The organism is Coleofasciculus sp. H7-2 (genome assembly GCF_042747725.1).
Taxonomy (GTDB): domain Bacteria; phylum Cyanobacteriota; class Cyanobacteriia; order Cyanobacteriales; family FACHB-T130; genus FACHB-T130.
This window is the reverse complement of the sequence record NZ_JBHZGO010000101.1, coordinates 63402-85931: the sequence shown is the minus strand read 5'-3', so window position 1 is coordinate 85931 and position 22530 is coordinate 63402. Positions and strand designations below refer to the sequence as shown.

Sequence of the window (22530 nt, the reverse complement as noted above, 5' to 3'; positions counted from 1 at the left end):
CAAACATAAGGAACAAGTTGCTTTTCTGTGGCAGTGCCACTAATTAAAAACTTATAGGATTAAATGCAAGGATTTCTTAACTTAAACAAATCAGTTGGATTCACTTCTCACGATTGTGTCGCCAAGGTGCGAAAACTCTTGCGCCTCAAGCGTGTGGGACACGCGGGAACTTTAGATCCGGCTGCGACTGGGGTGTTACCAATTGCGCTGGGTAAGGCGACGCGGCTGTTGCAATATTTGCGGCAGGATAAGGCTTATCGGGGGACGATTCGACTGGGGGTAAGCACGGCGACTGATGACTTGGAAGGGGAAATTATCAGCGCCCAGCCAGTGCCAGAATTAACCTTAGAACAAGTGAAAGCAGCGCTAAAGAAATTTGAGGGGAAAATTCAGCAAGTGCCGCCCAGTTACAGCGCCATTCAAGTTGAGGGAAAACGCCTGTACGATAGGGCACGGGCGGGTGAAATTATTGAAGTTCCAGCGCGAGAAGTGGAAGTTTATAAGCTAGAAATATTGGAGTGGCGCGATCGCGATTTTCCCGAATTAGATGTAGCGATCGCTTGTGGCCCTGGAACTTATATTAGAGCGATCGCTCGCGATTTAGGTTCGGCGTGTGCAACCGGCGGCACCCTGGCTGCCTTGACTCGCACTGAGAGTAGCGGCTTCCAGCTAGCAGATAGCCTGACTTTTGAAGAATTGGAAGAACAGCTCAAACAAGGAACGTTTCACCCAATTCTAGCGTCGGCGGCTTTGGGGCATCTCCCAGCTGTCACCTTACAAGCAACAGACGCTAAAGCCTGGTGCCAAGGTCAGCGCATTCCTTTTCGCCCCCTTTCCTTTCCTGCCTTGACGGGCGCTGAAGAGGGAAAGTTGCGGCTTCACGATGAAGATGGTCGTTTTTTGGGTATAGGCTGCCTGCTTGCCTCAGAAACTGGCTATCTGCTGGTTCCTCAGATGGTATTTGAGCCACTTTGAGCCACATTTAGAGGAACACCCGCTTTCACGAACGCGCGATCGCCGCAATGCTCTGCCATCCGGTTGTCAGGATAATCGTTTTAGAGTTAGAACTGGCAGCATGATAGCCGTCTGCGAACGACTTAGCTGCTTTTGGAGAGAATTTCGGATGCGATCGCTAAAATCAACGTTAATTTATATTGCAATTATTCTGGGATTTCTTTCGAGCTATGTTAATAAATTATCGGCTCAAGATTCCGATTTTGCCACTTTAAGTCGGGAAATTATTAGCAGATTGAATGGAAATTGTCAGGGTTCTACGCAAGTTAGCTATCAATCCCAGAAGTTGACCTCACCGAATGGCATCAATTCAGTTTATCTGAATATGAATATTAGCAGAGTTGGTCAATTCAACAGTCGGAGAAACGACAACTTGTTGATTAAATGTAATCCCAACACGGCCGATAAAGTTATTGGAGAATTAGTAATTGAAAAGGAGGGGATATTGAGTGAAAAAAGGCTAGGAGACATTCTTGGCTTAAGTAACAATATTCATAACTACGTTATTGCCAATCCGGTTTCTTTTTCCCCAGACGATAGATATTTAGTGCTAAGATTAGATGTTTTCGATGGATTGAATAACTCTTGGGTTAATCATCTAATTGTAGATACTCTTAACAGTTATAAAATATTGGCTTTTTCTAATTGTGAAGGATTTGAAAGCAATTCCTATTTAGGATTTATTTCATCTTCCGAGATAGTTTTTGCCTGCGAGAATCCTAGCGAACCAGGTCCCATAGAAGTATTTAATTTTCAAAAAAGGTCTCGACAGAAGATTTCTACCCGGAAGGGTTCAAGGGAATTAGTAAAAATCCTTGACAAAGTTCGTTCCTACGGCTCAGTTTCTTCGGAGTTTACCATCGTCAATGAGCAGCAGTTTCCTCCTGAATAGAAGTTAAGCTGTTGGAGATAAAATTTCACTAGAGTTTCTTGGGATTATAGCAATCCTAAATGATTCGAGAACTCCTGTAGAGACGCGATAACCGCAAGTCTTCTACACTAAGGCGAATACTTGCGTAAAACTTAAATAGGATTGTTATATAGACTTTGTAGAGTAGTCCTCAATAATTCGTGAATACGAGATACCCGACTTCTTTAAGAAGTCGGGTATCTGAACCGATAGCATCTCAAAACTCAAATAGGATTGTGATAGAGATGCCACATTTCGTCTCTTGGCAAACTTTCTTTCTGACCCAAATTACTGAATCTGTAGCTTGGGTTGAAAGATAGCGGAACCCAACCCTTTTGCTGGGTTTCGTTCCCAGGAACCAGCCTACTAAACTCCAGTAATCTAATACTAGGAAGAAAGTAATTTTGCCCTAAAGTAAACACATTCATCGATATTTCCCCGTTGGAGTAAAAAAATGACCCAAGCACAAGTAGCACCTTATGGTTCCTGGAAATCGCCCATCACCTCTGACTTAATTGTTTCTGAAACAATTGGAGTGGGGCAGATTGCCCTTGATGGCGAGGATGTTTACTGGATTGAGGGGCGACCCGCAGAAGCCGGACGGAGTGTGATTGTGCGACGTACCCCAGAGGGGAAAACCATTGATGTCACGCCACCTCCCTTCAACGTCCGCACCCGCGTCAATGAATACGGCGGCGGTGCCTTCTGCGTCGCTGATGGCACTATTTATTTTTCCAATTTTGCGGATCAGCGCCTTTATCGGCAGACTTTAGGTGCAGAACCGCAACCGCTGACACCAGAAGGAATTTTCCGCTATGCAGATGGAGTAATTGACCGGAAACAGGGGCGGATGTATGCTGTGCGCGAAGACTACACCAGTAGCGATCGCGAACCAGTCAATACCTTGGTTAGCATCAACTTGGAAGATGGTGACGATATTCGGGTGTTGGTGTCTGGAAACGACTTTTACTCATCTCCACGCCTCAGTCCTGACGGTTCTCAGCTGACTTGGTTAACTTGGAATCATCCGAATCTGCCTTGGGATGGGACGGAATTATGGGTTGCACAGATGAAGGCGGATGGTTCCTTGGGTGAAAGCCAACGGGTTGCTGGTGGCGTTGATGAGTCGATTTTTCAGCCTGAATGGTCGCCGGATGGCATCTTACACTTTGTTAGCGATCGCAGTGGCTGGTGGAATCTCTACAGATGGCAATCCAGATCCCCCCTAACCCCCCTTGGTAAGGGGGGCAAAGACGTTGAACCGCTGTGCGAGATGGAGGCTGAATTTGGGCTTCCGCAGTGGGTTTTTGGGATGTCCACCTATGCCTTTGAATCTGCTAATCGCATTATCTGCACCTACACTCAGCAAGGCATTTGGCATCTGGCGAGTCTCGACACACAGACAAAAAAGCTGGAGCAAATTGAGACGGACTACACTGAGATTTCCTCTCTAAAAGCATCTGCGGGTCGTGTGGGGTTCATTGCGGGTTCACCGACCAAATTTAGCTCGATTATCCAAATGGATATGGCTACGCGGCAGATAGAAGTGTTGCAGCGATCGAGTCAGTTAGAAATTGACGCCGGATATTTGTCTATCCCGCAACCGATTGAATTTCCTACCGAGAACGGATTAACCGCTCACGCCTTCTTCTATCCGCCCCAAAACCGCGACTATACGGCACCAGAAGATTCATTGCCGCCCTTAGTCGTAAAAAGCCACGGAGGACCGACAGCAGCCACCTCTAGCCAGCTGAACTTGCGGATTCAATACTGGACAAGTCGCGGATTTGCTTATCTAGATGTCAATTATGGCGGCAGCACCGGCTATGGACGCGCCTACCATCAGCGGCTGGATGGGCAGTGGGGGATTGTGGATGTGGATGATTGCGTGAATGGGGCGCGGTATCTGGCGCAGCAAGGCTTGGTGGATGAAAACCGGATGGCGATCGCTGGTGGGAGTGCGGGTGGCTACACGACTCTGTGCGCCCTGACTTTCCGCGATGTCTTCAAGGCAGGTGCGAGTTACTACGGCGTCAGCGACTTAGAGGCGCTAGTCAGAGATACCCACAAATTTGAATCGCGCTATCTGGATCGGCTGATTGGTCTTTACCCACAGCGGCAAGATATTTATCAAGAGCGATCGCCTATCCACTTTACTGACAGTCTCTCTTGTCCGGTTATTTTCTTTCAAGGGCTAGAAGATAAAGTTGTCCCGCCCAACCAAGCGGAGATGATGGTAGAAGCGCTACGAGCCAAAGGATTGCCTGTCGCCTATGTTCCTTTTGAGGGCGAACAGCATGGTTTTCGCCGCGCCGAGAATATCAAACGCGCTATTGATGGGGAATTTTACTTTTATTCTCGCGTCTTCCGGTTTGAGCTTGCCGATCCAGTTGAGCCAGTTGCGATCGCTAATCTTGACCTTGAATCATGACCAACCCCCAGGCTGATTACGATAGCCCTTGGAAGGAAGCCTTGGAGAACTATTTTACCGACTTCATGGCTTTCTTCTTCCCGCAAGCTCATGCTGACATTAACTGGTCGCAGGGCTACGAATTTCTCGATACCGAACTGCAACAAGTCGTCCGAGATGCAGAACTGGGGCGGCGGCGAGTCGATAAACTGGTAAAAGTCTGGCGACAAAACGGCGAAGAAACTTGGGTACTGATTCACATCGAAATTCAAAGCAAAGTCGATGCTAATTTTGCCGAACGGATGTATGTCTATAATTACCGCCTTTTTGACCGATACCGGCGGCAAGTTGCCAGCTTAGCAGTTTTAGCAGACGAACAAGCGTCTTGGCGTCCCCAGAGTTATCACTATGAAATTTGGGGTGCAAGAGTTAGTTTGCAGTTTCCCACTGTCAAACTGTTGGACTATGAAGCACAGTGGCAAAGTTTAGAGCAAAGCACCAATCCTTTTGCCGTCATCATCATGGCTCATCTAAAAGCACAGGCAACGCGCCGCAATCCCGAAGGACGGTTACAGTGGAAATTGAGCCTAGTTCGAGGTCTGTACGAACGGGGGTATAGCCGGGAAAACATTCTAGAGTTGTTCCGGTTGATTGAGTGGATGATGGTGCTACCAGAGGAATTGCAGTTTGGTTTTGAAGAAACACTGAATCGTTACGAGGAGGAAAGGAGAATGCCATTTATCACGCCAATTGAGCGCAGAGGCATCCGCAAGGGAATCGTACAAACTTCTAGAGAGAATGTCATCGAAGTTCTGGAGACGCGGTTTGAAACGGTGCCTAGCTCAATAGTCGAGAGCGTCAATAGCATAGAAGATCCAGCTTTGCTAAAACAGCTTCTGAAGCAGGCAATTACCGTTAACTCTGTGGAAGAATTCCAGCAAGCGATCGCCCAGCTTACCTCTCAGGGAGAATCGGGAACAGTCTAAAGCCACAATTTTTAAATGGAGATTAATTCATGCCAGATGAACCGATATTCAACATTAACGAAGAAATGTATGAGACGTTGCTAGAATTCCAGCAGCAAATTGAAGAAGGCGAAGTCGAATCGCCAGCGGAAACGACACAAGAGCAGCTTGACCCGACTAGAGAATCTCTTGAAAATGTTTACTTGGCTGAGAGTGATTCAAAACACCCCATTGAGTAAAGCCAGTAGTAGGGTGCGATCGCGCTTGTGAGGCGTGGGGAAAGCGATCGCACCCTTCCCTTCTTCATCCGTCTGTTGCTTGCATAAAATTAAGAGCAAATTTGTCCCAATAACGCTGTGCAAAAACGCCTAATTTAGAAGCGCCAAAAAATTAGCAAGATGATTTGGTGGGTTTGGCTGGAAAAATATTTGATTGAATAGTAAATGCAGAAAAAGCAGAAGTTTCCCTACCTAGTTGGTTCCAAATGGACAGCCCAGCAAAAAACGTGGGGATGGCGACATTTTCAAGTAGTTAATCGCAAAAATCAAGGCAAGTTTGTCTTTGCAGAAATGGTCGCTTCCTGCGACCCAAACGTGCGTTTCTGGGTCAACGCCAAGCTGCTAAAAAATCCCTCGCAGTGGCAAGCTGGTTGGCAATCTGTACAAGAAATGGAGAAAAATGAAGAAAACAGCGAATTAAATCTTGAAAATTTAATAATTCCTAATTTTTAATTTTTAATAATTCCTATGACTGCTGTTTCCCTTGAGAACGTCCGCAAACTCTACAACAAAGTCCCCGTTGTCAACGACCTCTCCTTTACGATTAAATCTGGAGAGATGTTTGGACTCCTCAGTCCCAACGGTGCGGTAAAATCCACTACAATTCGGATGCTGACCACATTGACAAAACCCAGCAAGGGTCAAATTGAGGTCGCTGAATATTTGTGCGGTAGCAAAGCGGTAGCGCCTTTGGCGCATCGCATTGGTATCATGGATGCCGGTCAGTTGATTGAACTAGGTACCTTGGAACAGCTGCGCTCTAAACACGGCGAAGGGTTGGTAATGAAACAACAAGGAGATCGCTGGGAATACAAATTCTTCCCCAATCTGGAACAAGCCAACGCTTATCTTGACGCCGCACCCGATAAAACTGGTATGATGGTTCGCCCGTCCAATCTAGAAGATATTTTCGTTGAACTCACAGGACGCCAGCTAGACTAACCAATTTAGTCATTCGTCTTTTGTTCAGAGTCTCTTACCCATGACGAATGACGAATGCACTGACTAATGACGAATGACTAATGATGCCTCGCCTCGCCTCGAAAATTGAAGCCATTCTTTATCTCAAGGGTAAGCCGATCTCGGTTAGCGAAATTGCCGAATATGCTGGATGCGATCGCCATAACGCCGAAGATGCCCTCATTGAACTCATGACTGACTATGCCCATCGGGATAGCGCCCTGGAAGTGGTGGAAACGCCCGAAGGCTTTACCTTACAATTGCGATCGCCCTTTCAAGGTTTGGTGGAGGCGTTAGTTCCGCTAGACTTAGGTGTGGGAGCCTTGAGGACGCTGGCAGCGATCGCCCTCAAAGGTCCCATTACCCAATCTGAGTTGGTCGATTTGCGCGGTTCGGGAGCTTATCAGCACGTTCAGGAACTTGTCGAACGGGGTTTTATCAGCAAGCGCCCACAAGCCGATGGTCGCTCCTACTGGTTACAGGTTACAGAAAAATTTCATCAATATTTTGAAGTCGAACAACTCCCCCAACTGACTCAGCAGGATGCACCGTAAAACCAGCCACTTGATGTTTAAGAAAGCATCTTTTATTTAAAATCTCTCTATCGGCTTACATCTGATAAGCAATAGTAGGGAGTAGCCAAACAACACAATCGTTTACAGTAGAAAGGAAGCTACTCAAATCTTTTTATTCCAATGGTGTTTAACCCTGAATTGTTCGACCGCGAGCCTGAAGATGCACAAGTCAATCAGCTCCTCCAATATATTCAGCACCAATCTCCAGAAGTTTTAGCGCGGGTTGCAAAATCTGTCACGCCTGACATTAAGCAAATCATCTCGCAGAACGTTCAGGGACTGGTGGGAATGCTTCCCTCAGAGAATTTTAACGTTCAAATTACGACCGACAGAGAAAATTTAGCAGGTCTGTTGGCGTCAGCAATGATGACTGGCTATTTCTTACGTCAGCTCGAACAACGGATGCATCTGGATGAAGCGTTGACTGGTTCTTCTTCCCTGTCTCACAAACCTTCTAACGGCGAAAAATTCGCTGATTAAATCCAGTCAACTTATCAGCGATATGTCATCCACCGCACTTCTGTCTCTAGCTCAAGAGAGAGTCTTGTCTTTATGAGAAGTTATCGCCTATTTTTGGCATTTTAGGCGATCGCTTCGATTAAACTTGTCCATTCCATTACCAACTTGCGATCGCATAGTTAGCAACCAGTCAAGTGGCTTCCGGTTTCAGATTTCCCATCTAAAATCCACGCATAGTCTTAGCCGCCAGCCGCAAAGGCAACCAATATCAAAATTGACAGTAAAAGACCGGGACTGAGCATCAGCGCTAAGGTTAACAGTTCATTGAGTTCCATTTTATTGCACCACTACTAAAGCTCATCTAGCCGATAGCGATCTTAACACGGCAACCGTGATTTCAGAAGCAATAAGCAGAATGAATAATAATTTCAAAATCTAATAATTTAGCAAACATTAAATATTTTAAATTTAATGTTTGCTAAATTATTAGATTCTTCCGGCAATATTTCTAATATCAAATTTGGTTGATTACCGGCAATTCTTGGAACCTAACCCCACTCCGCAAGCGGGGTGAAGTTATTTTATAATAAAACGGATTTGATATAATTTAACGTTTTTACTTTATGGCAATCCTTAAACATCCTATATTTTAAATCTTATTGCAGCGTTTTACATCAAGAATATTTGCCTAAACCGCTCTTTTTTTTGAATCGCGGCTAAAGATTTCAGGTTTTTGTGAAAAATTTTCCTATAACTCTATTAAAATGCCTTTATTCAAGGTTATTTGGCGTTCAATAAGATTAAAATTTTATAGAAAACATACATTTTAAAAAATACTTGGTAATCAGTAAATACGGAGAAAGAAAATTTTAGGTTTCTTTCTGTAATTTATCGCCAAATTTGACGCCTATCCTTTTTAGGTAATTTCACCTATATAAATAGGCATAAATTTTGATAAGTGTAAAGACTTCATCTATAAAAATTTGCAAATCTTAAAACTTATTGTTAGATTTCAGACAACGCCATAGAAGATGATAGCCAACGATGAATAAGTTCTTTTGGATTATTCCGTCACCGCCAACGCTGCAAGCCCAATCTCGTGTTTATGACCTGAAAGCGCGGCTAGATTGGGGTGAACCGGCTTTGACGATTATTGATGTGCGCGATCGCAGCCAATTTAATATTAGCCACATCATGGGAGCCATCCCCATGCCGATGAACGAATTAGTAGATCGCGCCCTCACCAATTTGGAACTCACCCGCGATATCTACATTTACGGTGAAACCGATGAAGAAACAGCAATTGGTGCTACAAAACTGCGTGCAGCTGGTTATCAAGAAGTGTCTGAAATCAGAGGTGGTGTGGCGGCATGGAAAGCAGTAGGCTATCCAGTTGAGACGATTCTCAGTACTAGTTGTTAACGAATCGTGAATGGCTAATAGCCAATAGCTTAGGAACGTGGATTTATTAACCCCCTATTCCTTGTGTAGGGGCGTGTTTGTACCCATTGGTGTCAACTTAAGGTTGGCTTGGCGGTTGAAACCGCAGCTATAGAGACTCGCACCTACCGAGAACAGGTTTAAAACTTATGATTTTTCCTTAGTCCCCGCCAAGCGGACTTAGTTTGTTTAGCCGCGACTTCCAGTCACCAAAGCTTAAGTTGACACTAATGGGCAGTACCATGCCCCAACAGGACGTGAATGAGTGTAAGTTATTTAATTTTCATTTCTTAGTGTTCAAAAATATCCTTATATTGCAGCAAATCCAAAGTGACAACCGTGGGCAAACATTCAAAGCATTGCTGAGCCACTTCCCAGCGTCCTTCGCGTTGCAACATTGCAATTAGTTTTTGTCGCACGCTGAGTAGATAACGAACATCATTCGCTGCATAGCGGAGTTGTTCTTCGGACAAATTTGCCGCATTTCCCCAGTCTGAACTTTGAGCCGTTTTGTCAAGTTCTACCTTTTCTAGCTCTTGCACCAAATCCTTCAAACCGTGGCGGGAAGTATAGGTGCGAGCAAGCTTGCTGGCAATTTTAGTACAAAAAATGGGAGCTACGTGGATGCCCAAATTGTGCCGTAGTTGGGCGACATCAAAACGGGCAAAGTGAAATAGTTTTAGGACATTGGTGGCTTCCATGAGTTGTTTTAAGTTGGGAGCGTCTATCTGTCCTTTGGCGATTCGCACGACTGTAACTCGGTTTTGGGCGTCGCACAGTTGCACCAAGCATAAGCGATCGCGCTGGGGTAACAATCCCATCGTTTCAGTATCCACAGCGATCGCTGACTCTTGCAGATATTGAGACAATATCTCCTCGGAAAGGTCGCGATCGCATACCTGAAAATCTTCCAATTCTCTCTCCTTAGCGGCGTTTAATGAAAATTTGGGTTAAGTAATACTCGCCCTTTGCGTTCTTGGCAACACCCACCCCAGTTAAATCATACTGACCTTGAATATTTTTCAGATGACCGGGACTTTTTAGCCAACCTTCAACTGCTTGCTTGGCTGGATCGCTAAAGCCTTGATTGTACGCCACATTCTCAGCAGCAGCGCCATAAGAAATCGATTTACCAATTGCCTTAACTCGCTGCTCAAACCCATTATGACTGAAAGGAACCTCACCATTTGCCATTGCCTGACTATGTGCCCTCGCTTCTTTGCTAATTCGAGCATCTAGCGTCAGAGGTGGCAAATTTTGGGACTTTCGATATTGATTGATCAGTTGGTGAGTATACTCTTCCAAGGTTAGGAAAGTACTGGGAGAACTAGCCGGTCTGGGGGATGGGGTGGCTAGCGATTCTTCGGCTGGCGGAATGTAGCCATCAGGATTAGGGATCAAATCGCAGCCTCCAGCGCCAAGGACAAGCATTCCGAAAACCAGCCCCGCAACTAATTTTTGCATAAGTTCTTTAAATATTTGGGAATCAATGTAGCAATTCTTGCAGGATGAGAATATAAATTTGCACTATAGCAATCCTATTTTAGTTGTAAGCCAGCGCTTCAGATACCCGACTTTTTAGAGAAGTCGGGTATCTCGCCTTCAAGAATCATTTAGGAGTGCTATAGAGCCGGAAATTGTTTTTCAACTTGCCAAGAATTCATAGAGGGCAAGATAAGTTTCTTCTGGCGCTTCTTCGGGTAGAAAATGACCGCAATTGATAGCCTTACCGCGTACATCAATTGCTCGTTCGCGCCAGGTTTCTAAAACATCATATTTGCGTCCAATAATTCCTTTTCCACCCCAAAGAGCCAGCACCGGACAGAGAATTTTTTGTTCTATATCTAGGTTATCGTGTTCCAGATCGATGGTAGCAGCGGCGCGATAATCTTCGCAGGTGGCATGAATCGCAGCACGATCGCTAAAGCACCGAATATACTCAGCCAAGGCTTCAGGAACAAAGGCAGAAAAATCCTGACTCCATCTTTCTAAACAGGTGCGTAGGTAATATTCAGAATTAGCTCCAATCAAAGTTTCCGGTAAGTCATCGGGTTGAATGAGAAAAAACCAGTGGTAGTAAGCCGTGGCAAAATCTTGATCGGTAGTCGCGTACATTTTATGCGTGGGCGCGATATCTAATAATGCCAGTTTCTCAACTCGGTTAGGATGATCGAGAGCCATGCGATGAGCGACTCGTGCGCCTCTGTCATGACCGACTAGATAAAATTCTTCATAACCTAATTTTGACATTACCTCGACTTGATCTTGCGCGATCGCTCGTTTTGAATAATTCCGATGCTCCGGTTCGCCTTCCGGCTTAGAACTGTCGCCGTAGCCTCTCAAATCTGGTGCCACTACTGTAAAATTCTCAGCTAGACGAGGTGCTATTTTATGCCACATAACGTGGGTTTGGGGATAGCCGTGCAGCATCAGTAGCGCCGGACCAGATCCCGCCTTGACCAAATTGATTCTAGCTTCAGTGGTATCAATTTTAGCCACATCAAAATTAGCGAACATTGTCATTGTTTAATTAACGCAGTGCCCAATCTAAAAATCGCTCAGTATGATAGAGCGCTAGCTGGCTGCTAAGCCCTTGAAAGACAGCATCAAAAGCGTGTTCAGCCCAAGGAATTTCAAGCAAAACAGATATATTTCCATCTGCACGCAGGCGTTGATGCATTTGCTGGATAAATTTTAATTGCACTAGATGATCGCGACTTCCATGTACAAATAAAGTTGGCGGTAGCGATCGCCTAACATAGCTAATCGGTGAAGCAAGACGATACCGATCGGGCATTGTAGCAGGCGTTCCACCCATAAATGTTTCTAAAACCGCTCGCGTATCGATGGGATCGGGACGTGGCGGGTTAGCATAGCCTCCAGGCAGATCAACCGGGCCATAGTAGCTAACCACTGCTTTTACAGGCAGTGCATCCGGCTCATAAGCCGCCAGCATTGCCAAATGTCCGCCAGCAGAACGTCCAACCATTGCAATCCGTTCTGGGTCAGCCTCGTACTCAGCGGCGTGTTGGTGGATGAAGGCTAAGGCAGCACGCACGTCATCCAGCTGCGCCGGAAAACGGTAGCGCGGCGTGTGTCGGTAATCAATGGCAAAGACACTATAGCCCCTCGCTGCCATATAACGGCTAAAATCAGCGTTTTGGGTGGGGTCGCCGCTCCGCCATGCCCCAGCGTAGATGATAATTAGCGCTGGATAATTGCCGACTTGTGGCGGTCGGTAGAGATCCATGCTCAACGGGACACCGTCTGGTTTTGAAAAGACGATGCCAGAGGTATAGCGACTCTCACCCGGATTGATGCCTCGAAACACATCAGCCAGCACGAACGGTTGTTCGCGCATCCCTTTTTGCTGACGATTGGGCAAATTTACACTGTAATCGCCGAGACCGTTTTGCATTGCCACTGCTAGATGCTGTTGTGTTGCTGGCATCTGCAACAGTGGCAAGACACTCAAAAGCAGTGCCAACAAACTAGCACCCAAAGCCAGAAATTGCCACGGAGTGCGACGTATCATCACCAGTGCCAACAGACTAGCGATCGCGTTTAGCACCACCAACCAAGGACTCACTTCTGGTGCCCCCACCCCTAATGGCAGTAGGGACATCGTGGGCGCTGGAACCACAATCCAGGAACTCAAGAAAAGTGCCGCGCCACTCAAGAGCAATACTAACGTCTGGATAATTACCGCAAGCCAATGGGACATGATAGGCTGCTCTATTGCCCCAGGTAAGCTTCTAAAACTTGTGGATGGCGCTGAATTTCAATGGGAGTCCCCACAGCAAGATTGCGACCTTCAGCGACAACCCAGACGCGATCGCACAAGGACATGATTACGTCCATATTGTGTTCAATAATCAAAAAGGTCATGCCCTCCTGATTCCATTGGGTGATGTAGTTGCAGATTTGTTTAATCAGCGTCGGATTCACTCCAGCCGCCGGTTCATCCAATAAAATTAGCTTCGGCTGCGTCATCAGCGCCCGTGCCATTTCCAGCAGCTTGCGTTGCCCTCCAGATAGCGCCCCAGCGTAATCCTGCGCCTTCGCTGCCAACCCCACCGATTCCAGCAGAATCGTGGCTCTTTCTCGCTGCTGCCGTTCTTCCTTCGCCACCACATGGGGTTGAAAGCAAACTTTCCAAAAGTTTTCCCCCGTTTGTTTTTGAGCTGCCAGCAGCATATTTTCCATTACCGAAAGCCGCGATAGCACCCGCGCTACCTGAAATGTGCGAACCATTCCTATCTGAGCAATTTGATATGGCTGCAACTGATGAATCGGTTCGCCGTCAAAAATCACCCGCCCTTTGTCTGGATGAATGAAGTTTGATAGGAGATTAAACAGCGTCGTTTTGCCAGCACCATTCGGGCCAATCAGTCCCGTGATACTGCCAAGAGGAACCATAATCTCAACATTATCGACAGCCCGAACTCCGCCGAAGCTTTTACAGAGTCCGCTGGCAGCTAATAAAGAGATTTCTGAGGGTTGGGGTTTTTGGTCTGCTTCCACTAAATTTGGGCTTGCTTCGAGATGCTTGCCGCCACCGTTTAAAGACCCCTCAGAGAACCGATTGGGCGGAATGTGCGAGTTATTTGCCAAGGGTCAGTTCCTCTTTTTTCCCTAAGATACCCTGTGGACGCCAAACCATCAGCACCATCATGATTAAACCAATCACCATGATTCTAAATGCCCCTTCCCGCGAGGCATCGAGATGCACCAACTGAGGTAAGTAAAAGCGAGTTAAACTATCGTAACCCCAGAAAATCACCGCCCCCAGGATCGTGCCCACGTTGTTACCAGCACCGCCCAATACAACAATCGTCCAGGCGTAGAAAGTGGTCAGCGGTTCAAAGTTATTCGGGTAAACCGTTGTCGTCTGCCATGCTAAAAAAGCACCAGCGACACCGGCGATCGCTCCTCCCAGCATAAAAGATTGTAGTTTGTACCAAAAGACATTTTTTCCCAGTGCTTTGGGAATTTGCTCATCTTCTCGGATAGCTTTTAGCACTCTACCCCAAGGCGATCGCACCAACGTCTCCAGCAGCCAAAACGTCAGCCCCAATACCAGCAGCGACAACACCATCAACCCAAGCTTATCTCCCGGTGGCAAGGCATACCCATATACCCCAAACGATCCTTGCCGGAATTCTTTGCCCATTGGCAACGGCTGATTATTGACAACCAAACGCAGCAATTCGGAAACGCCGATGGTCACAATTGCTAAGTAATCTTCCCGCAACCGCAGAGTTGATAAACCGATCAACAGTCCTAACAGCGCTGCTAAAACAGCACCGATAACCACCCCGAAAATCAGGGGAACCCCCTGCAAGCTCAACAACACAGTGGTGTATGCACCCACTGTCATAAAGGCAATATGCCCAAAATTAATCAGTCCTGTGAACCCCCACTGTAAATTTAAACCCAAGCTAAACAGGGCAAAAATTGTCGTAGAAATTGTCAAAAAAATCAGATAGCCAGCCATGCCACGCTTGTGAGACTCAATAAACTATAAACTATCAACTCTAAACTTTAGATTGTCCAAGATCCCTCTAACAAGAAGGCTCTGGGGAATGTTACTTTGTTCGCTGGTGTTTAATTATGAATTTTCTCAGAGGTCGATTACAACGCTTAACCGCTCAGCTGCCTGAGTTAATCGATCAACTCGCTGATGACAACTTGGATGACGCCTGGAAAGTTCTACAACAGATTTATTATGACCTGTATATCCTCAAAGCCATCCAAGAGTCGAAGCATACCGTACAGCCTGGGGAAACCCTAACCCGCGAAGAAGCTCTCCGGATGTTGCACTTCCCCTAAGTTCTCTCCTGTTCGCCAGTGGCATCAACTGGTAAAAAGCGCTTTTATCCAAATTTCACAGTAAAAAGAAAAAGTATCTGCCATTTGGAGTAAGAGCCAGTTGCCCTGTGAAACTAGAAGTGCGCTATGCCCGGTCTTTTCTGCGAGACCTGAAGAACTTAGAATACGCAGCTAGAGAGCGGATCTATGAATTCGTCTTTGAGGAGTTCATGCGGATCGATCGAATTACCGACTTGCCGGAACTCAGGGGAATCGGGTCTGATAATATCTTCTACCGCTTTACGATAGATGACTATCTGATTGCGATTGAAGTGACAGGGCATCTCGTTAAATTTCTGCGGGTTCTGCCCAAACCGCGTCTTTAGGAGGCTTACGTGGTAGAAGTCGGTCGTTGTAACGGGTGGATTGATCGGGTGGATTTTCCCAGATAAATCTGCCCGTACAGGAGTCTAAAGCCATTCTAAATCTCGATTTGGTAGGAGTGGAATTGCACAATTGCTGAATTCACAGGCTAATTCGTCAAAAGTGATGCTGAAGCTTACCTTAAACTTGTGTTGACTGAAAACACGCTTATTGAGATTTACTTATGGATGCTGCTGCACTTTGGCAACGTTACCAGGAATGGCTCTACTACCATGAGGGGTTAGAATTTTACCTTGATGTCAGCCGGATGCGGTTTGATAATCAGTTTGTCGAGGCGATGCAGCCGAGGTTTGAGAAGGCGTTCAAGAATATGGAGGCATTGGAGGGAGGCGAAATAGCTAACCCTGATGAAAACCGCATGGTGGGTCACTACTGGCTGCGCGACTCTGATTTAGCCCCCACACCGGAAATCAAACAACAGATTGTCAAAACTTTAGAGCAGGTTGAAGCGTTTGCCCAAAAAATCCATAGTGGCGAAATTCATCCGCCCAATGCTCCAAAATTTACCGACATTGTTTCGATTGGCATCGGCGGGTCGGCGCTGGGACCTCAGTTTGTCGCCGAAGCGATCGCCCCAGACTTCCCACCCCTAGCAATCCACTTCATTGACAACACCGATCCGGCGGGCATTGACCGTATCCTCACCCAGCTCAAAGATCGGCTTAACCGCACCCTCATCTTAGTCATCTCCAAATCTGGGGGAACGCCAGAACCCCGCAATGGCATGGTAGAAGTGCAAAAAGCCTTTGCCGAGCGGAATCTGAACTTTCCCCCTCAAGCTGTCGCCATCACTGGGGAAGGCAGCAAATTAGATCGGCAGGCGAACTCAGAAGGCTGGCTGGCAACCTTCCCGATGGAAGATTGGGTGGGAGGACGTACCTCGGAGATGTCAGCGGTAGGATTGCTCCCAGCCGCCTTGCAGGGCATTGATATCCGCGCCATGCTTGCCGGTGCCAAAGAAATGGACGCTGCCACTCGCCTGCCCCAAGTTAAGAAAAATCCAGCCGCACTACTGGCGATGAGCTGGTACTTCGCGGGAAACGGCAAGGGCGAAAAAGATATGGTGGTGTTGCCCTACAAAGACAGCCTGCTGCTATTCAGCCGCTATTTGCAACAGCTAGTAATGGAATCTTTGGGCAAAGAAAAAGACCTTGATGGAAATATTGTCTACCAAGGGATTGCTGTCTATGGCAACAAAGGCTCAACCGACCAACACGCTTACGTGCAGCAGCTGCGAGAGGGTGTCCCGAATTTCTTCCTCACTTTCATTGAAGTCTTAGAAGACCGGCAGGGTGACTCCCCCGTCGTCGAGCCGGGAGTCACATCCGGCGACTATCTCTCTGGTTTACTCCAGGGAACCCGACAAGCTCTCTATGAAAACCATCGAGATTCTGTCACCGTGACGATTCCTCAGGTAAATCCCCGTGTGCTTGGTGCGTTAATTGCTCTGTATGAGCGGGCTGTAGGACTTTATGGTTTCCTGGTCAATATTAATGCTTATCACCAGCCAGGGGTAGAAGCGGGTAAAAAAGCTGCCGCCGCCATTCTCGACTTGCAAAGACGAGTATTGATGGCGCTACAAGAGGAAGGCGCTCCCCTTTCTTTGACTGACTTGGCCCAGAAAGCGGGTGCCTCCGATCAAATTGAGGCAATTTACAAAATTCTGCGCCATCTTGATGCCAATCAGCGGAGTGTTGTCTTAAAAGGTAATTTGGGCGAACCTAGCAGTTTGATGGTTGCCGCCACTTAAACGGCTCTGACAAATATCCTAAATTTGGCATTTTAGAGCGAAGACAAACCTTCAACTCGAAGGATCCTGAATATGGCTCTAATCAAGGGGATTGAGATCCGTCCGCTAGCTTCCGTGAAGAGGGGAGTGGCTGAGTTTTACATCCCCTCAGTCCAGTCACGAAACAATGCTGGTAGTGCGAGGGAGTTTTGTGCTGGTAGTGTTGCTCGCGCCGATGCTATCAGTACATTCCTTTAAGCGATCGCTATCCCATAGGTTCCAATCGCGGTAACAATTCCCCTAGGCGTCCCCCACTCAGCATCTGAAACTGAGAAATTAAATCCTTCTCCTGTTTAATTTGTCAATAAACTGGGGCAAGTCAGAACAAATACGTCCCTTGTTCCTTCACCATGAAATAGCGGCTGAATGGGAGTTGTATAGTGAAAAAATTCCCGATCGTTGACTAATAGCAGTTCGCCCGGATGGAGAACTTTAGAAAAAACCGCGTCATGCTTTTTGGATTTGTAAAGATGGGTTTCTCCACCTTGAATATTTTCCCGTCCTACAGAAAATATGCCGACAAAATCAGTCCCATCTCGATGAATCCCTTCAGGCGCTGGGTTTCCATAATTATCTGGCGAACAGGTAGTTCTAATTTGATGAACTCCTATTTCAACGGCTTCTGAGTCGAGTTGGCAGTAATCAATAAATGCCAAAACAAGTTTTTTGAAATCTTCAAGCTTAGTAATGGCGTCATCTAGTTCGGCATACTCTCGCTTGATATCACCCACTAAGGGATTGTATTGCTTGCTTTGAAACAAGTAACCATGCGGTAGCTTGATTAACTCATTTCCAAATACTTTGAACCGAGATAGTCTTCTGAAACGATAATTATTTTTGATGTAAGGGTCAACAGGAAGATCGCTAAAGAATGGCTTAAAACCTTCTATTTTTACGGAATGGACTTTGTGTAAGGTAAACATCATGGCATAAGCCAAATCCGTCGATCCCGGTAGCGTTTGCATTGTTTTTTCTCCAATACGCTTCGATCCCCAGTTTTTCTTCCTACTTAAGGAAGACTATTCTTTAAGCATAAACTTAGAATTTTGAATTTGGTTGTTCATGATACAAACTTAATGCAAATTTTTGATAAATATTCCCTCCCCACGACTCGGTGAAATGTAAAAATTTAGATATAGTTTTACATATTCCTTCCTTCTCTGGGATTTTACTGAATCGGCAACCTTAAGTTCGCACTGCTTTTACCAACGCCTCGCAAGCTCGCAGGAAAATACCGACATCCACACCAAGCGCGATGTACTGAACCCCGGCATCAATCCACTGCTTCGCCGTTTCAGGATTATCGGCAAATGTGCCCGCAGATTTCCCAGCATTGCGAATAGTGGTGACGCATTTTTGCATCAGCTCAAGCACCCGCGAGTCTTGCACTTGCCCCGGAATGCCCAAGGACTGCGACAAGTCATAGGGACCGAGAAAAATGACATCAATGTGGGGCACGCTGACAATTTCTTCGATATTTTCGACGCCGCGAATCCCTTCGACGTGAATGACAATCAGAGACTCTTCGTTGAGCTGATTTGTAATTTGCGTCCCTGCTGCTGCGTACACGCCAGCACGGGTGTAAAATGAAAGTCCACGCGAACCAAGAGGGCTATATTTGGCACCACGCACAACATCCGCCGCGTCGGACTGAGTTTCTATCTGAGGCACTTGGACACCGGCACTGCCGATGTCCAGTGCCCGTTGAATTTGCGGTGTGTCGTTCTTGCGGATGCGTACAATCGGTGCCAATCCCACGCAGTCGGCTGCACGGCACAGGTCTTCGGCAACCAGTGTGTTGAGGGCACCGTGTTCCATGTCAATCACGGCAAAGTCAAATCCTGCGTGTCCGCAGATTTCTATAAACGCTGGATAGGCGCAGTTGATGAACGGGCCGAGGACGACCTCACCTCGCTTGAGTTTTCGTTTTAGTTGGTTTTCACGCATTGGTCAGTTTTCACCTTAAGAGGCAGAACAGTGTTCCCACTTTTAGGATGGACTTGACCTATTCTAGGGGTTATGTACGCTCTTCCTCTGTGCCCATGCCTTTGCTCATCGTGGTTGCCGATGACGATCCAGGAATTCGGCTTTCTATATGCGATTATCTGGAAATGTCTGGCTACTCAGTCATTACAGCTGAGGATGGTCAAGCAGCTCTCAGTTTAGTTGAGTCATATCATCCTCATTTGCTGGTAACAGACATTATGATGCCCCGGATGGATGGCTATGAACTGGTGCGGCGTCTCCGTCAACGCCCAGCGTTTCGTTTATTGCCAGTGATTTTCTTAACGGAGCGTGCGAGTACCTCAGAACGGATTCGGGGCTACCAATTAGGCTGCGATCTATATCTGCCCAAGCCGTTTGAGTTGGATGAGTTAGGGGCAGTGATTCGCAATCTTTTAGAGCGATCGCAGATGATTCAAGTCGAATGGCGATCGCTTATTCATGCTGTTGCCACACCAGAGAAGGAAGTTGAAGCTCCTCGGCTTCCCCAACATACTCCTTCAAACTCATTCAACTTGACTCCGCGAGAACAGGAAGTTCTAGATTTACTCACCAAGGGTTTATCTAACGCCGACATCGGCAACGAGCTGCACCTCAGTCCTCGGACAGTGGAAAAGCACGTCAGCAACCTGCTGAGAAAAACGGAAACTAGCAACCGAGCCGAACTAGTGCGTTTTGCCTTAGAGCATCATCTAGTGGAATAGTCAATCGCTAATCGCTAATTGTTGAATTTGATTAGGCATTAGTTATTAACATGACTAACGTGTTGTAGCAGACCCTCACAGGCATCTAAAAGTAAATCGATGACTTGGTTAAACCCCTCCGGGCCACCGTAGTAGGGGTCAGGCACCTCAGTCGCAGTATGGCGGGTGCAAAAGTCACACATCAGCCGCACCTTGTCCCGATACTTCCCAGATGGGTCAAGGGAGAGGATATCGCGGTAATTCTCCCGATCCATTGCCACAATCAAGTCAAAATCCTCAAAGTCAGACTTTTGAAACTGCCGCGCCCGACCTTGGAGTTTAATTCCTGTATGTCCTGCGGCTACTGTCATGCGTCGGTCGGGGGAACGACCAATGTGATAACCTGCGGTACCGGCAGAATCGCAGACAATGCGTTCTTCTAAGTTTGCTTGCTCAATTAAATGGTTCATGATGTTCTCTGCCGCAGGCGACCGGCAGATATTACCCAGGCAAACGAATAATAACTTGTAGGACATTTGATGATAAGATGTCTAGTTTTGTACGTTTAATGATTGATACACTTCCCCACTCACAAGTCCCTAATTCCGCACCAGCATTTAGGGAAAAGTCAATCGGTATAACCCATTCATCATAAGTGGTCATCTACCCCGGTGTTAAGTTTAGCAACGAAATTGTTGCATACTGCGATCGCGGTGGAATAACGGATGCCGGGATCGAGCTAATCTTTGGCTTTGTTATTCCGCCTTACTCCACCGGCAACTCATGAAAGCGAAAGGCAAACATTTAATCATCCCTTTTTCGCCTTTTACTTCCTTTGTTCGTTGGTCATTTGAGGTTCATTACTTAATGTTTAAGAAGTCCCGCTACAAACCTTACCAAAAACGCCGCCAGCCGCCTTCGCTTCTGATCCTACTCCTGGCTCTGCCCCTGATTTTGATTCTCTTGGAACTGCTTGCACGGATTGTTGTGGGCGTTGCGGGCAAAAATGCTGAATTGACAGCCTATGAAGGTGAGCCAGCAGAAGTTACCGCCTACGGTCTTAAATTCCTCGATCAAAACCAGCAACCCTACGGGGGGTTACCGAATGACGGGCGTCTGGTTGCCAAACGGCGTTTATCAGTGGGATATCAGCTGGCAGGAAATCAGCAGAGCAAATTCTGGCGCATTAACGAACAGGGTTTTCGTGATGACCAGCCGGTTTCCAAAGCGAAACCCAAAGATGAAATTCGGGTTTTCATTTTGGGCGGTTCCACAGCTTTTGGTCAAATGAGTTCCAATAACCCCACCACGTTTGCCAATAAACTGGAAGGTAGCCTCAATATCCGGGTAAAGCAGCAGAAAGCTTCCCCAGAGAAATTTCGCCCGGATTTCTTGCCCTACTACAAACCAGAACGGGTGAAAGCACTTGCCTTGCCACTACGGATTCGGGAAGGCAACTATCGTGTCATTAATGCGGCGGTTCCCGGCTATACTTCCGGGAACGAACTGGCTGAGTTTGCCCTCCAGATTTTGCCTTACCAGCCCGATGCGATTGTGGTTTTGAATGGGTATGCAGATTTAATGCTACCCAGCACTGAAAACGAAACAAATATCCCTCATGTAGAAAACTTTCTGAACAACGCAGCAGGGCATCTATGGTTTGAGCTGAATCAGGACATGAAGCGCTGGCTCAATCAAACCTATTTAGTGAAAGCAACACAATATTGGCTGTTAAAGCCGCAACCGTCTGTGGAGCGGCTTAGTATGGCAGTGAGTGAGGAAAGCGTCCCTTTAGCACAACGTCTGGCAGCTAACACAACTGAGCTGGAGCGTCGAGTTAAGCGCTATCAAAATCACCAGACACAGATGATTCGTCTGACAGCAGCGGCACAGATGCCTTTGGTTTTGGTAGTTCAGCCAGAAATCACCGGGCGCTCAACGAATAATCTTTCCCTAAGAGAACGAGAGCTTTTAAACGAACTCGGTTCAACCTATACTCAGCGAGTGCAAGCCGGTTATGGACAATTAGAAACAACGACTGGGCAGTTACAGCGAAGTTTTCCGCAAAATGTGAAAGTGCTGAATTTTTACAAGCTTTACCAGAATTTTCCCGGTCAGGCTTTTTCAGACGCCATTCACTTGACGGATGAAGCCAATACGGTGCTGGCAGATCGACTCTACAAAACGTTTTTGGAGTTACCGCAGCTACAGATAAAGCCCGCAAAGCCACCGCAATAAGCAAGGGAACGGGGGAGAAAACAAGAGTGTAGAGCCAAATTCTCCTCTGCTCCTGAAGCTTCTCTGCCTATCTTAAAAGATTGCCAACCCAAGAACTATTTATCGCCGTTTTGCCTACGATTAACTGGGTGGCAGGCGAGACGCCTGCCTTACAAGATCGTTCGATTGATTCTTGGGAAATCCTTTAGGGGTTACAGTGGCAGATCGAGTCCGCTGGTGAGGTCTTCCATGCGCGATCGCATTGTTGCAGTGGACTTTTCGTAGGCATCTTTCATTGCCGCTGTTACAAGTTCAGCCAGAGCATCTGCTCCCTGATTGTAGGCGTCTGCTGAAATTTCCACTCGCAGAGGTTCTTGATTGCCGCTGAGGAACACCTTAACGCTTCCACCGCTGCTCTCTCCCCCAATCTCCATTTGCTCCAATTCTTCTTGAAGCCTTTTGGCACCTTCTTGAACCTGCTGCGCTTTTTTAAAAGCTTCGGCTAGTTCTTTCATTTTGCCTAAGCCAAAGCCAAATCCTTTTTGTGTCATAACTATTAATGCCGTATGCG

27 protein-coding genes are annotated in these 22530 nt (G+C 46.8%); 16 read left to right on the top strand and 11 right to left on the bottom strand.

All coding sequences use genetic code 11. The annotated features are described in order from the left end of the window. The first annotated feature begins 63 nt into the window (after positions 1-63). From truB to ACFW2W_RS20540, 5 genes are all read left to right on the top strand, one after another. Positions 64-975, top strand: a complete 912-nt coding sequence (gene truB / locus ACFW2W_RS20560) for a tRNA pseudouridine(55) synthase TruB (protein ID WP_378182485.1) — start codon at positions 64-66, stop codon at positions 973-975. Beyond that, complete coding sequence (locus tag ACFW2W_RS20555; RefSeq protein WP_378182482.1) at positions 920-1906, top strand: hypothetical protein; 987 nt, start codon at positions 920-922, stop codon at positions 1904-1906. Before truB ends, ACFW2W_RS20555 begins: the two co-directional genes overlap by 56 nt. 472 nt (positions 1907-2378) lie before the next feature. After that, the gene (locus ACFW2W_RS20550) at positions 2379-4355 is read left to right on the top strand and encodes a prolyl oligopeptidase family serine peptidase (protein WP_378182479.1); all 1977 of its coding nucleotides are present in this window, start codon (positions 2379-2381) and stop codon (positions 4353-4355) included. Beyond that, positions 4352-5320, top strand: a complete 969-nt coding sequence (locus tag ACFW2W_RS20545) for a transposase (RefSeq protein ID WP_378182476.1) — start codon at positions 4352-4354, stop codon at positions 5318-5320. Before ACFW2W_RS20550 ends, ACFW2W_RS20545 begins: the two co-directional genes overlap by 4 nt. 29 nt (positions 5321-5349) lie before the next feature. Beyond that, positions 5350-5538 (top strand): hypothetical protein, encoded by a 189-nt coding sequence (locus ACFW2W_RS20540; RefSeq protein ID WP_378182474.1) that lies wholly within the window; start codon positions 5350-5352, stop codon positions 5536-5538. Here the strand turns inward: ACFW2W_RS20540 and ACFW2W_RS20535 are convergent. After that, positions 5518-5661, bottom strand: a complete 144-nt coding sequence (locus ACFW2W_RS20535; protein ID WP_378182471.1) for a hypothetical protein — start codon at positions 5659-5661, stop codon at positions 5518-5520. The two genes, ACFW2W_RS20540 and ACFW2W_RS20535, sit on opposite strands and share 21 nt — an antisense overlap. Positions 5662-5742: 81 nt before the next feature. On the opposite strand from ACFW2W_RS20535, the gene ACFW2W_RS20530 reads away from it, so the two are divergent. The 5 genes from ACFW2W_RS20530 (at position 5743) to ACFW2W_RS20510 (ending at position 8993) form a co-directional block, all read left to right on the top strand. Further along, positions 5743-6030 (top strand): TIGR02450 family Trp-rich protein, encoded by a 288-nt coding sequence (locus tag ACFW2W_RS20530; protein ID WP_378182468.1) that lies wholly within the window; start codon positions 5743-5745, stop codon positions 6028-6030. Between the two features lie 15 nt (positions 6031-6045). After that, positions 6046-6519, top strand: coding sequence for an ATP-binding cassette domain-containing protein (locus ACFW2W_RS20525; protein ID WP_378182465.1), 474 nt, complete (start codon positions 6046-6048; stop codon positions 6517-6519). An 83-nt stretch (positions 6520-6602) separates the two neighbouring features. Beyond that, the gene (gene scpB / locus ACFW2W_RS20520) at positions 6603-7091 is read left to right on the top strand and encodes an SMC-Scp complex subunit ScpB (RefSeq protein WP_378183039.1); all 489 of its coding nucleotides are present in this window, start codon (positions 6603-6605) and stop codon (positions 7089-7091) included. A gap of 141 nt (positions 7092-7232) precedes the next feature. Further along, positions 7233-7592, top strand: a complete 360-nt coding sequence (locus ACFW2W_RS20515; RefSeq protein ID WP_378182462.1) for a DUF760 domain-containing protein — start codon at positions 7233-7235, stop codon at positions 7590-7592. Between the two features lie 1023 nt (positions 7593-8615). Continuing rightward, the gene (locus tag ACFW2W_RS20510) at positions 8616-8993 is read left to right on the top strand and encodes a rhodanese-like domain-containing protein (RefSeq protein WP_378182459.1); all 378 of its coding nucleotides are present in this window, start codon (positions 8616-8618) and stop codon (positions 8991-8993) included. A gap of 308 nt (positions 8994-9301) precedes the next feature. Here ACFW2W_RS20510 and ACFW2W_RS20505 read toward each other — a convergent pair whose 3' ends face one another. From ACFW2W_RS20505 to ACFW2W_RS20480, 6 genes are all read right to left on the bottom strand, one after another. Beyond that, positions 9302-9925 carry a ribonuclease D gene (locus ACFW2W_RS20505; protein ID WP_378182456.1) on the bottom strand — a complete coding sequence of 208 codons (624 nt, stop codon included), beginning with the start codon at positions 9923-9925 and terminating at the stop codon, positions 9302-9304. A gap of 10 nt (positions 9926-9935) precedes the next feature. Further along, entirely contained in the window at positions 9936-10475 is a 540-nt protein-coding gene (locus ACFW2W_RS20500) for a CAP domain-containing protein (RefSeq protein WP_378182453.1), read from the bottom strand. 180 nt (positions 10476-10655) lie between these two features. Further along, on the bottom strand, positions 10656-11528 hold the full coding sequence (locus ACFW2W_RS20495; protein WP_378183036.1) for an alpha/beta fold hydrolase: 873 nt from the start codon (positions 11526-11528) through the stop codon (positions 10656-10658). Between the two features lie 13 nt (positions 11529-11541). Then, positions 11542-12735 carry an alpha/beta hydrolase fold domain-containing protein gene (locus ACFW2W_RS20490; protein WP_378182450.1) on the bottom strand — a complete coding sequence of 398 codons (1194 nt, stop codon included), beginning with the start codon at positions 12733-12735 and terminating at the stop codon, positions 11542-11544. An 11-nt stretch (positions 12736-12746) separates the two neighbouring features. Then, positions 12747-13535 carry an ABC transporter ATP-binding protein gene (locus ACFW2W_RS20485; protein ID WP_378183034.1) on the bottom strand — a complete coding sequence of 263 codons (789 nt, stop codon included), beginning with the start codon at positions 13533-13535 and terminating at the stop codon, positions 12747-12749. Positions 13536-13614: 79 nt separating this feature from the next. Then, entirely contained in the window at positions 13615-14508 is an 894-nt protein-coding gene (locus tag ACFW2W_RS20480) for a branched-chain amino acid ABC transporter permease (protein WP_378182448.1), read from the bottom strand. Between the two features lie 116 nt (positions 14509-14624). Here ACFW2W_RS20480 and ACFW2W_RS20475 point away from each other — a divergent pair, with 116 nt between their 5' ends. From ACFW2W_RS20475 to ACFW2W_RS20460, 4 genes are all read left to right on the top strand, one after another. Continuing rightward, positions 14625-14843 (top strand): hypothetical protein, encoded by a 219-nt coding sequence (locus tag ACFW2W_RS20475; protein WP_378182445.1) that lies wholly within the window; start codon positions 14625-14627, stop codon positions 14841-14843. 107 nt (positions 14844-14950) lie between these two features. Next, a complete protein-coding gene (locus ACFW2W_RS20470) occupies positions 14951-15208 on the top strand; it encodes a cytotoxic translational repressor of toxin-antitoxin stability system (protein WP_378182442.1) in 258 nt (85 codons plus the stop codon). Positions 15209-15429: 221 nt separating this feature from the next. Further along, positions 15430-17016, top strand: a complete 1587-nt coding sequence (locus tag ACFW2W_RS20465) for a glucose-6-phosphate isomerase (protein ID WP_378182439.1) — start codon at positions 15430-15432, stop codon at positions 17014-17016. 72 nt (positions 17017-17088) lie between these two features. Further along, positions 17089-17253, top strand: coding sequence for a hypothetical protein (locus tag ACFW2W_RS20460; protein ID WP_378182437.1), 165 nt, complete (start codon positions 17089-17091; stop codon positions 17251-17253). Positions 17254-17348: 95 nt separating this feature from the next. Here ACFW2W_RS20460 and ACFW2W_RS20455 read toward each other — a convergent pair whose 3' ends face one another. After that, the gene (locus ACFW2W_RS20455) at positions 17349-18020 is read right to left on the bottom strand and encodes a 2OG-Fe dioxygenase family protein (protein ID WP_378182434.1); all 672 of its coding nucleotides are present in this window, start codon (positions 18018-18020) and stop codon (positions 17349-17351) included. A gap of 220 nt (positions 18021-18240) precedes the next feature. Further along, positions 18241-19002, bottom strand: coding sequence for an HpcH/HpaI aldolase/citrate lyase family protein (locus tag ACFW2W_RS20450; RefSeq protein WP_378182431.1), 762 nt, complete (start codon positions 19000-19002; stop codon positions 18241-18243). A 95-nt stretch (positions 19003-19097) separates the two neighbouring features. On the opposite strand from ACFW2W_RS20450, the gene ACFW2W_RS20445 reads away from it, so the two are divergent. After that, positions 19098-19763 (top strand): response regulator transcription factor, encoded by a 666-nt coding sequence (locus ACFW2W_RS20445; protein ID WP_378183031.1) that lies wholly within the window; start codon positions 19098-19100, stop codon positions 19761-19763. A gap of 38 nt (positions 19764-19801) precedes the next feature. Here the strand turns inward: ACFW2W_RS20445 and ACFW2W_RS20440 are convergent, their stop codons facing one another. Further along, on the bottom strand, positions 19802-20278 hold the full coding sequence (locus tag ACFW2W_RS20440) for a low molecular weight protein-tyrosine-phosphatase (protein ID WP_378182428.1): 477 nt from the start codon (positions 20276-20278) through the stop codon (positions 19802-19804). Between the two features lie 331 nt (positions 20279-20609). On the opposite strand from ACFW2W_RS20440, the gene ACFW2W_RS20435 reads away from it, so the two are divergent. Further along, complete coding sequence (locus tag ACFW2W_RS20435) at positions 20610-21980, top strand: SGNH/GDSL hydrolase family protein (RefSeq protein ID WP_378182425.1); 1371 nt, start codon at positions 20610-20612, stop codon at positions 21978-21980. A 191-nt stretch (positions 21981-22171) separates the two neighbouring features. Here the strand turns inward: ACFW2W_RS20435 and ACFW2W_RS20430 are convergent, their stop codons facing one another. Further along, positions 22172-22510, bottom strand: a complete 339-nt coding sequence (locus ACFW2W_RS20430) for a YbaB/EbfC family nucleoid-associated protein (RefSeq protein ID WP_190410563.1) — start codon at positions 22508-22510, stop codon at positions 22172-22174. Positions 22511-22530: the final 20 nt, after the last annotated feature.